The following is an 8,996-nucleotide window of genomic DNA, read 5'->3' as shown; positions in this document are numbered from 1 at the left end:
TCTATACTTCACATCGTAATCACACGACGGGACTCGGCGCCAGAGCCGGAGGCCCGGCAATGAGAGGCGAAGCCCCATGACCGAGACTCGACGGACCTGGTCCGAAGCCGAATCGGCGCGCTACCGAGCCGCCGGACACTGGCAGGGGGTGACCTTCGGCGCCCGGCTGCGCGCGTCCGCGGCCGCCCATGGAGGGCGTGTCGCCCTGGTCGACGGCGAACGGCGGTGGACCTACGCGGAACTGGACGCCGAAGCGGACCGTGCGGCCCGCGGACTGCGCGGGCTCGGGATCGGGCGGGGTGACCGCGTGGTCGTCCAACTCCCCAACTGCGCGGAGTTCCTGCTCGTGTGGTTCGGGTTGCAGCGGCTCGGCGCCGTTCCGGTGCACGCCATGCCGGGCCACCGGCGCCGGGAGATCGGACATCTGGTGCGCGTCGCGGGCGCCGTGGCCTGCGTGGTGCCCGACCGGCACGCCCGGTTCGACCACCGGGAGCTGATGCGCGAGGTGCGGGCGGAGCAGGGGCCGGGCGGCTCGCTGCGGCACGTCGTGGTGGTCGGCGAACCGGGGCCCGAGGAGGGCTTCGTGCCCTTCGAGGCGCTGCGCACCCAGGCACCGGCCGAGTCCGGTCCCGCCGCCGACGACGGCGGTGCGGACGCCGCCGATGTCGCCCTCCTGCTGCTGTCCGGCGGCACCACGGGACTTCCGAAACTCATCCCGCGCACCCACGACGACTACTCCTACAACGCGCGCGCGTGCGCGGAGGTGTGCGCACTCGACGCGCGGTCCGTGTACCTGGCGGTGCTTCCCCTCGGGTTCAACTTCGCCTTCGCCTGCCCCGGTGTGCTGGGCACCCTCATGGCCGGGGGAACCGTCGTCGTCGCGCCCGACCCCAGCCCGCAGACGGCGTACGCCCTCGTCGAGCGGGAGGGCGTGACCCTGACCTCGCTGACCCCGCCGCTCGTACCCCACTGGATCGACGAGGCCGCCTCGGGTTCCTGGGACCTGGGGAGCCTCTCGGTGGTGCAGGTCGGCGGGGCGCGGCTGCCCGAGGACCACGCACGCAAGCTGGGACCGGCGCTCGGAGTGACCGTGCAGCAGGTTTTCGGCATGGCGGAGGGTCTGATCAACCTCACCCGCCTCGACGACCCCGAGGACCTCGTCTGCGCCACCCAGGGCCGGCCCGTCTCGCCCGACGACGAGGTGCTCGTGGTGGACGCCGACGGCAGGCCCGTGCCGGACGGTACGGCGGGTGAGCTGCTCACCCGGGGCCCGTACACGCTGCGCGGCTATTACCGGGCCGAGGAGCACAATCGCACGGCGTTCACCCCGGACGGCCACTACCGCTCCGGGGACGTGGTGCGGCGGCTGCCGTCCGGTCACCTCGTGGTGGTGGGGCGGATCAAGGACCAGATCAACCGCGGTGGGGAGAAGGTCGCCGCGGTCGAGGTGGAGGAACAGCTGATGACGCATCCCGCGATCACGGCGGCGGCGCTGGTCGGTGTGCCCGACGAGCGGTGGGGTGAACGGTCCGTCGCCTTCGTCGTCTGCACGGGTGCGGCGCCCGGCGTGCGCGAGGTCGCCGCCCATCTGAAGGAGCGCGGGCTGGCCGGTTACAAGGCTCCGGACGAGGTGGTGCGGGTCCCCGCGCTTCCGCTCACCGCGGTCGGGAAGGTCGACAAGGCCGCACTGGCACAGGAGTTGCCTCAGCCGTGACGCCGCGCGCGCAGGAGCGTCCGGTGCCCCGGGCGCTCCTCCCGCCGGCCGTAAAGGGCCTTTCACCGCCGCAGGTCCGGTACGGCGGGGACGGCAGGGGCGGCGGACGCGGCGTGGGCGAGCAGTGCCCTGGTGACGGGATGCTCCGGAGTCCTCAGCACGCGGTCCGCGGCACCGGCCTCCACCACTCGTCCCGCGTCCAGGACGACGACCTGTTGCGCGTGACCGGTGGCTGCCGTCAGGTCGTGCGTCACCATCACGACCGTCACTGCCAGCGTGTGCCGCAGCGAGTCCAGCAGGTCGAGGACGCCGCCGGCCGTCTCCGGGTCCAGCGCGGAGGTGATCTCGTCGCAGACCAGGACGCGCGGCTCGGCAGCCAGCGTCCGGGCCAGTGCGACGCGTTGACGCTGGCCTCCCGACAACTCCCCCGGCCGGCGGGCCAGCACGTCCGCGTCCAGACCGACCAGGCCGAGCAGCCGCACGGCTTCGCGGGAGGCGTCGCCGGCGGACCGGCGCCCCACTCCCCTGAGGGGGCGCAGGAGCGCGGCATTCACGGATTCGCGGGGATTGAGGGCGCCGCGGGCGTCCTGCGCGACGAGTTGCACGGGGGCCGCGCGCCCTCGTTCCGCGCCGTCCTCCCGCCACTCGACACTCCCCCGCGCGGTCCGGTGCAGCCCCGCGAGACACCGGGCGAGGGTGGTCTTGCCCGAGCCCGAGGGGCCCACGACCGCGGTGCAGGAGCCTGCGGGGACGGTGAGCGAGACGTCGTGCAGCACGGGTACCCGTCCATGGGCCGCGTCGAGACCGCGTACGGACAGGGCTCCGACCGGAGCGGCACTCCGGGTGCTCTCCGGGCCGGGGCCCGCCACCGGGGCGCTCGCGAACGAGCGCGGAGCGGGTAGCGGCGCCCGGGGCGGCCCGGCGCCGACGATGCGGCCCGCTTCCAGGCGGATCACTTCGTCCGCCACGGACGCGATCCACGCGGGGTCGTGGCTGACCAGCAACGCGGCGCGGTCCCCGTCGGACAGGACCTCGGCCAGCAGGTCCCGCATCCCGTCGGCCAGGACCGTGTCCAGACCGCTGGTGGGCTCGTCGAGGACCAGGAGGCGGGGGCTGCCGGCCAACGCGATGGCGAGGGCCACCCGTTGCGCCTGCCCGCCCGACACCTGCCGCGGCAGCCGTCGCCGGAACGCCGGGTCGGCCGGCAGCCGCACCGAACGGAGCAGTTCGTCGACGCGCCGGCGGACCTGCGACCCGCGCGTCGCGGAGGAGCGCAGGCGCACCGCCTCGGCCAGCTGTGTGCCGATCCGGAGCGCGGGGTTGAGCGAGGCGGCGGGGTCCTGCCCCAGGTACGACACCACGCGCCCCCGCAGTGCGCGGGCGTCCCGGCGGACGAACGGGTCGAGGCCCGCCACCCGGACGGTTCCGGCCCGCACCTCCAGGCCCGGCCGTACATGTCCGAGCAGGCTGTACGCCAGGCTGCTCTTGCCCGACCCCGACCTGCCCACGACCCCCAGTACTCCCCCGCGCGGCATCGACAGGTGGGCGTCGTGCAGGACGGGCGGACCGCCGGCCGCAGGACCGAGGGACAGCCCGCAGAGCTCGCCGATCGGGTCCTCCCCCGACGGGCGGACGGTCGCGTCGCCGGTCATGCGGCTCCCCTTCCCACCGTGTCCGCCAGCCTCCCGGCCAGCAGGCCGACGCAGACGGAGATCAGGATCAGCAGCAGGGCCGGAGCCAGGAACGGCGCGGCGGCCAGGGTCGCCCCGGGGACGTTCTCGCTCACCATGCGTCCCCAGTCGGGCGCCGCTCCTCCCGGTCCGAGGCCGAGGAAGCCCGCGGTGGCGGTGAGGTGCAGGGCGGCGACCAGGCGCAGCGCGGTGTCCGTGAGGGCCGGTCCGGCGATGTTGGGCAGCACGTCGTGGCGCAGCACGGCCCGCCGGGTGTCACCCCGGGCCAACGCGGCCTCGACGTACCCGCTGTCCAGGACCGTGTCCGCGGCCGCCCGCAGCACCCGGGTGGAGAAGGGGGCGGTGGCCAGGGCGACGGCTGTCACCAGGGCGGCGTGGCTCCCGGGGAATCCGGCGGCCAGGACGAGGACGACCAGGAGGGCGGGGACGACGGCGAGCGCGTCCACGCAGCGGACCAGCAGGTCGCCCAGCCGGCGGGAGACCATGGCCGCCAGGACACCGGCGGCCAGCCCGACGGCGCCTGCCGCCGCCGTCCCCGCCAGCGCGGTGAGGACGATGGTGCGGCCGCCGCCGAGCACCCGGCTCGCCACGTCCCTGCCCAGCACGTCGGTGCCGAGGAGGAACTGTCCGTCCGGCTGCTGGAAGGGCGCGGCGAGCTGCGCGGTGGGGCTGTGCGGCGCGGCCAGCGGACCCAGCAGGGCGAGCAGCAGGACGAGCAGCGTGAACGCCCCGGTGACCAGCGGCCGGCGTCGGCGCGCGGGCGTGCCGGCCCGGCTCGGGCGGGCCCGCCTCGGTGGTGGTGTCAGAACCGTCGTCATCGGCCGTGTCCCTCCCGTGCGCCCAGCAGACGCGCGCAGATGTCGCCCAGCAGCAGCACCACGAGCATCACCGCGACCAGGGCGGTGGCGATGCCCTGCACCATCGGTACGTCCCGCGCCGCGACGGCCAGGTGCAGTTCCCGGCCGATTCCCGGGTAGTCGAAGACGTTCTCCACCACCACCGCGGAGCCGACCAGGGCCCCCGTGGTGAGGGTGAGCGCCTGAACGGCCGGTCCCGCCGCGTTGGGGAGGATGTGGCGCACCGCGAGTCGGACGCCGTGCACGCCGTTGAGCCGTGCGGCTTCGCAGTACGGCGTGGCCGCGGTGTCCGCCACGGAGGCCCGCAGCAGCCTGGTGGCCACCGCGAGACCGACCGCGCTGAGCGTCAGTACGGGCAGGACCAGCGCGTGCGGGACGTCGAGCGGGGTGCCTCCCAGCGGGATGACGGAGACCCGCGGCAGGGCCTCCAGCCACACCGCCAGCACGGCGACGAGCAGCGCGGCGACGACGAACTCCGGTACGGCGGCCAGGATCTGGGCGGTCGTCGAGACGAAGCGGTCGGCGCCGCCGCCGCGCATCCCCGTCCACAGGCCGAGCAGCGCGGCGAGCGGCGCGGTGACGGCGAGCGTCAGTGCGGCGAGGAGCAGGCTGTTGGGCAGGCGGGTGGCGAGGACCTCGGTGACCGGTCGTTCGCCCACGAAGCCGTGGCCCAGATCCCCCCGGACCGCGTCCGCCGCCCAGTGGGCGTACCGCTCGGCCGCGGGCCGGTCCAGCCCCAGTTCCGCCCGGACTTCGGCGCGTTGGGCCTCGGAGGCGTCCACGCCGGCGACCGCGCTGACGGCGTCTCCGGGGAGGACCGCCGTGGCCGCGAAGACCGCGGCCGACAGCAGGACGAGCAGGACGGCGGCCCCGGCCAGGCGACGGGCGGCGAAGGCGAGCAGCTTCACGCCAGCGACGCCCGGGAGAAGCCGGGGAACTGTTCGAAGAGGTCGTCGGATATCCCGTCGACGCCCTTGGCCTGGGCGTTCAGGTTCGGTTTGAAGACCGGCAGCACCTGGTTGCCCTCTTCCCAACGGGTGCGCTGGGCCTGCGTGCCCAGCTTCTTGGCCTGCTCCGGGTCGCTCGTGGCGCGGGCCCGCGCCACGAGGGCGTCGGTCTCGGACTTCTTCCAGCCGAACGCGGACGGCGATCCGCCCGCCGTGTTCATCTGGTAGGTCGACAGCGCGGGGATGGGCATCTGGTACGAACCGGCCAGTGGCAGGGCCGAGTACGCGGGGAAGTCGGCGTAGAGCTGACCCGCGGGCAGCTCGCGGACGGACGCCCGCACACCGATCTTCTTCAGGTCCTCGACGAAGAGCGTGGCCATCTCCACCATGCCCGGTGTCTCGGGGCCGGTGGTCAGTCGGACCGTGATCCCGTCGGCGCCGGCCTCGTCGAGGAGTCGGCGGGCCCGGTTTGGGTCGTGGGCGCGCTGGGGGATGCCGTCGGCGTAGTCGGGGAATCCGATGGAGGGCAGGTCGTTGCCGACCTCGGCGTTGCCGTAGAACACGGTCTTCACCATGGCCTCGCGGTCGACCGCGAGTTTGAACGCCTCCCGCACCCGCGGGTCGTCGAAGGGCTCGGCGCTCATGTTCATCTGGAAGGAGAGGCCGACCAGGTAAGGGCTCTTCGTGGGGGCCAGTTCGACCTTGGCATCGTCAGCGAGGGTGCGCGCGGTGACCGGCGAGAGGTCGTGGGCGAAGTCGATCTCGCCGCCGGTGAGCGCCCCCGCCCTGGCCGTCGAGTCCGCGATCGACCGCAGTTCCAGACCGTCGAGGTGGGGCACGTGGCCGTAGTGGTCGTCGTAGCGCTCGAACGCCGAGCCCTGGCCTGCCGTGAACTCGGTCAGCCGGAAGGGGCCGCAGCTGGGCATGCCCTTGCGGAAGCGTGCGGTGCCGTCCTTGACGACGAGGAAGTTGCCCTGGCAGAGGATCAGACGGCCGTCGGCGATGGGCCGAAGGGTGGGCAGTACCACCTTCAGGTCGCCGTCGGCGCGGGCGCGCGCGAGGTCGAAGTTGGCGGCGGCGAGCCGGTACACGGGCAGCTTGCTCTTGCCGGCGAGCGCGCTGAGGGAGTGCAGGATGTCGGCGGAGGTCAGCCGGGAGCCGTCGGTGAAGCGGACGCCGGGCCGCACGTGCAGCGTGTACGTCGACAGGTCGTCGGAGATGTCGATCGCCTTGAGCACTCCGTACCGCACGCCGTCGGGACCGCTGGGATCGAGGTTGCCCAGGGTGCCGTGCCATGCCCGGGCTCGCACCAGGTCCAGTGCGGAGGGGCCGTTGAAGAAGTCGAGCGTCTCGGAGGCGCCGCCTCCGACGAAGGCGGCCCGCAGCGTGCCGCCCGAGCGGGGCGAGGAACCCGGGCCGGACTTCCCGGCGGCGCCGGGTTCGTCGGTGGAGCATGCCGCCAGCAGGCCGGGTCCCACCGCCAGAGCGGCGGCCCCCGCCGCGCCGCGACGGAGGAAGGCACGGCGGTCGATCTGTCTGGACATGCTTCTCCTTGACGTTCTACTGGGTTGATCGGCTCGCCGCGGTTCGAGCCGCGGCGTGTGCTACCGGCGCAGGGCGAGGGCGCCGGACGGGCAGGCGCGCACGGCCTGGCGCACCGCGTCCGACTGGGCCGCGGGAGGGTTCTCGTCCAGGACGAGGACGAGCCCTTTCTGCTCGTCCTGGTCGAAGACGGCCGGTGCAGCGAGCACGCACTGCCCGGCCCCCACACACCGGTCCCGTGCGGCACTGAACTTCGCGGTCTCGGACGCCTGACCTGCCAAGGACATGGGGACTCCCCTGTTACCGCCCACGCGGGCGCCTGTTCGGCACTCAGACATTAGTCGGTAATGACATCCATATTCAACAAGTGCCCGCAGGGCGGACGCCGGACACCATGAATCGCGTGGGACCGCGGCTCCGCAGGCGCACGTTGGTTCAGTGGCGCGGAGTAACCGGCGTCACTGCCGGGTGCGTTGCTCGGCGGCGTCGAACGCGGGCGCGAGCGGGGCCAGGGCGGCACGGAGCCGGTCGGACAGCGACCCCGAGGGCACGACCAGTCCCGCGACGCCGAGATCCGCGGCAGCCTCTCCGCCCCCGGGGGGCCGCAGCCAGCCTTCCAGCGCGATGCGAACCGCCGCGGCGACGCTTGCCGCGAGAACGCGGGCCGTCTGCGCTCCGGCGCCCTCCAGACGTTCGGCGATCACCGCCGACAGAGGGGCCTCGATGCCGGCGGTGCTGCCGAGGAAGGCGTCGCGCAGCGCGGTCCGCGTGGTGATCAGCAGCAGGACTCCGCGTTCACGCTCACCCTCGTGCGCGTACTGCTCGACCACCGCTTCGGTGACGGCGTCGGCCAGGCGCACTCCGGCCGGCCGGGCCGCCACCGCCGCCGCGATCCGCTCTTCCCGGTCCGCGGTCACCGCGGAGACGATCGCCTGCTCACGGCTGGCGAAGTAGTTGTTGTAGGTGCGCGGCGAGACCCCGGCCGCCTCGGCGATGTCCTCCACCCGCACCTGGTCCGGCCCGCGCTCCACGGCCAGCCGAAGGGCCGCCTCGCGCAGCGCCTCGCGCGTGGCCCGCTTCTTCCGCTCCCGCAGCCCCGGTGGTGGTGTCGTCACGGCCCGAGCCTGTCACACGGAACTGCGCGCCCGCAAACTTGCGTGCACGCACTTTTCCTGTCAGCCTCGACCCTCCCGAAACCGACAGAGAGGACGCCACCGTGCGAGCCAGAGGAATGACCTACGACACCGGACTCGTCGCGCACGGCCGGCTGTCCCGCGAGGACTTCGACCCCGCCGTGGTCCGGCGCGAGCTCGCCATCATCCGTGACGACCTGCACTGCAACGCGGTCCAGATCATCGGCGGCGACCCGGACCGACTCGCGGTGGCAGCCGACGCGGCCGCCGAACTCGGCCTGGAGATCTGGTTCTCGCCGTATCCGCTGGAGCTGCGCCCGGAGCAGATCCTCGCGCTCTTGAGCGACTGCGCCGCGCGAGCGGAACGGCTCCGGCAGCAGGGCGCCTCGGTCGTGTTCGTCGCAGGGGTCGAACTGAGCGTGATGAACCTCGGGTTCCTGCCCGGAGAAAGCCCCGAGGAACGGGTCGGGCAACTGCTGAGCCGACCCGAGCGGCGGGCCGAGGCCATGCGCGAACTCGGCGTGCGCGTCAACACGTTCCTCCGCGAGGCCGTCGCCACGATCCGCGAGCACTTCCAGGGCCCGCTCACCTACGCGGCCATCCAGTTCGAGCAGGTCGACTGGACCCCCTTCGACGTGGTGACGTACGAACTGCTCCGCTCCGCCGAGGTCGCCGACCGGTTCCGGGACGCGGTGCGCACCCTGGCCCAGGGCCCGAAGCCGCTCGCCATCACCGGCTTCGGCACCGCGGCCTACCGCGGCGCGGGAGACCGCGGCGGGCGGGTACTGGAAGTGGTCGAGCACCACCCGCGGACCAAGGCCCCCGTGCGGCTGAACGGCGTGTACGAGCGCGACGAGGCCGGCCAGGCCGCGTATCTGAGCGAGCTGTTGGAGATCTTCGAGACCGAAGGCGTGGACAGCGCGTTCGTGTTCCTGTTCGCCCTGGCCGGCTACCCGCACCGCCCGGACGGCGACCCCAGGGAAGACCTGGACCGAGCCGGCCTGGGCATCGTCAAACTCCTCGAAGGACATCGGGGACACACCTACCCCGACATGGAATGGGAGCCCAAGGCCGCCTTCACGGCCGTGGCCCGGCGGTACCGGAGGTAACAG

Annotated in this window: 8 protein-coding genes; 2 read left to right on the top strand and 6 right to left on the bottom strand. The window is 73.5% G+C overall.

Annotated elements, in window-relative coordinates; genetic code table 11:
• Nucleotides 1-76 precede the first annotated feature (76 nt).
• A complete protein-coding gene (locus IE258_RS19970) occupies nucleotides 77-1,714 on the top strand; it encodes a (2,3-dihydroxybenzoyl)adenylate synthase (RefSeq protein WP_189745340.1) in 1,638 nt (545 codons plus the stop codon).
• 62 nt (nucleotides 1,715-1,776) lie between these two features.
• Here the strand turns inward: IE258_RS19970 and IE258_RS19965 are convergent, their stop codons facing one another.
• From IE258_RS19965 to IE258_RS19940, 6 genes are all read right to left on the bottom strand, one after another.
• Nucleotides 1,777-3,366: an ABC transporter ATP-binding protein gene (locus IE258_RS19965; protein WP_189745338.1), complete on the bottom strand. Its 1,590-nt coding sequence runs from the start codon at nucleotides 3,364-3,366 to the stop codon at nucleotides 1,777-1,779.
• Nucleotides 3,363-4,223: an ABC transporter permease subunit gene (locus tag IE258_RS19960; RefSeq protein WP_189745337.1), complete on the bottom strand. Its 861-nt coding sequence runs from the start codon at nucleotides 4,221-4,223 to the stop codon at nucleotides 3,363-3,365. Before IE258_RS19960 ends, IE258_RS19965 begins: the two co-directional genes overlap by 4 nt.
• Entirely contained in the window at nucleotides 4,220-5,170 is a 951-nt protein-coding gene (locus IE258_RS19955; RefSeq protein WP_189745335.1) for an ABC transporter permease, read from the bottom strand. Before IE258_RS19955 ends, IE258_RS19960 begins: the two co-directional genes overlap by 4 nt.
• A complete protein-coding gene (locus IE258_RS19950; RefSeq protein ID WP_189745333.1) occupies nucleotides 5,167-6,753 on the bottom strand; it encodes an ABC transporter substrate-binding protein in 1,587 nt (528 codons plus the stop codon). The genes IE258_RS19955 and IE258_RS19950 overlap by 4 nt, the downstream gene beginning before the upstream one ends.
• A gap of 60 nt (nucleotides 6,754-6,813) precedes the next feature.
• On the bottom strand, nucleotides 6,814-7,038 hold the full coding sequence (locus IE258_RS19945) for a ferredoxin (RefSeq protein ID WP_189745331.1): 225 nt from the start codon (nucleotides 7,036-7,038) through the stop codon (nucleotides 6,814-6,816).
• Between the two features lie 171 nt (nucleotides 7,039-7,209).
• On the bottom strand, nucleotides 7,210-7,866 hold the full coding sequence (locus tag IE258_RS19940) for a TetR/AcrR family transcriptional regulator (protein ID WP_189745329.1): 657 nt from the start codon (nucleotides 7,864-7,866) through the stop codon (nucleotides 7,210-7,212).
• Between the two features lie 116 nt (nucleotides 7,867-7,982).
• Here IE258_RS19940 and IE258_RS19935 point away from each other — a divergent pair, with 116 nt between their 5' ends.
• Entirely contained in the window at nucleotides 7,983-8,993 is a 1,011-nt protein-coding gene (locus tag IE258_RS19935) for a glycoside hydrolase family 113 protein (protein WP_189745775.1), read from the top strand.
• Nucleotides 8,994-8,996 lie beyond the last annotated feature (3 nt).

Source organism: Streptomyces tendae, assembly GCF_014650435.1.
Classification (GTDB): Bacteria; Actinomycetota; Actinomycetes; order Streptomycetales; family Streptomycetaceae; genus Streptomyces; species Streptomyces tendae.
The sequence above is the reverse complement of the archived record's forward strand: the minus strand, read 5'-3'. Positions and strand labels throughout refer to the sequence as shown.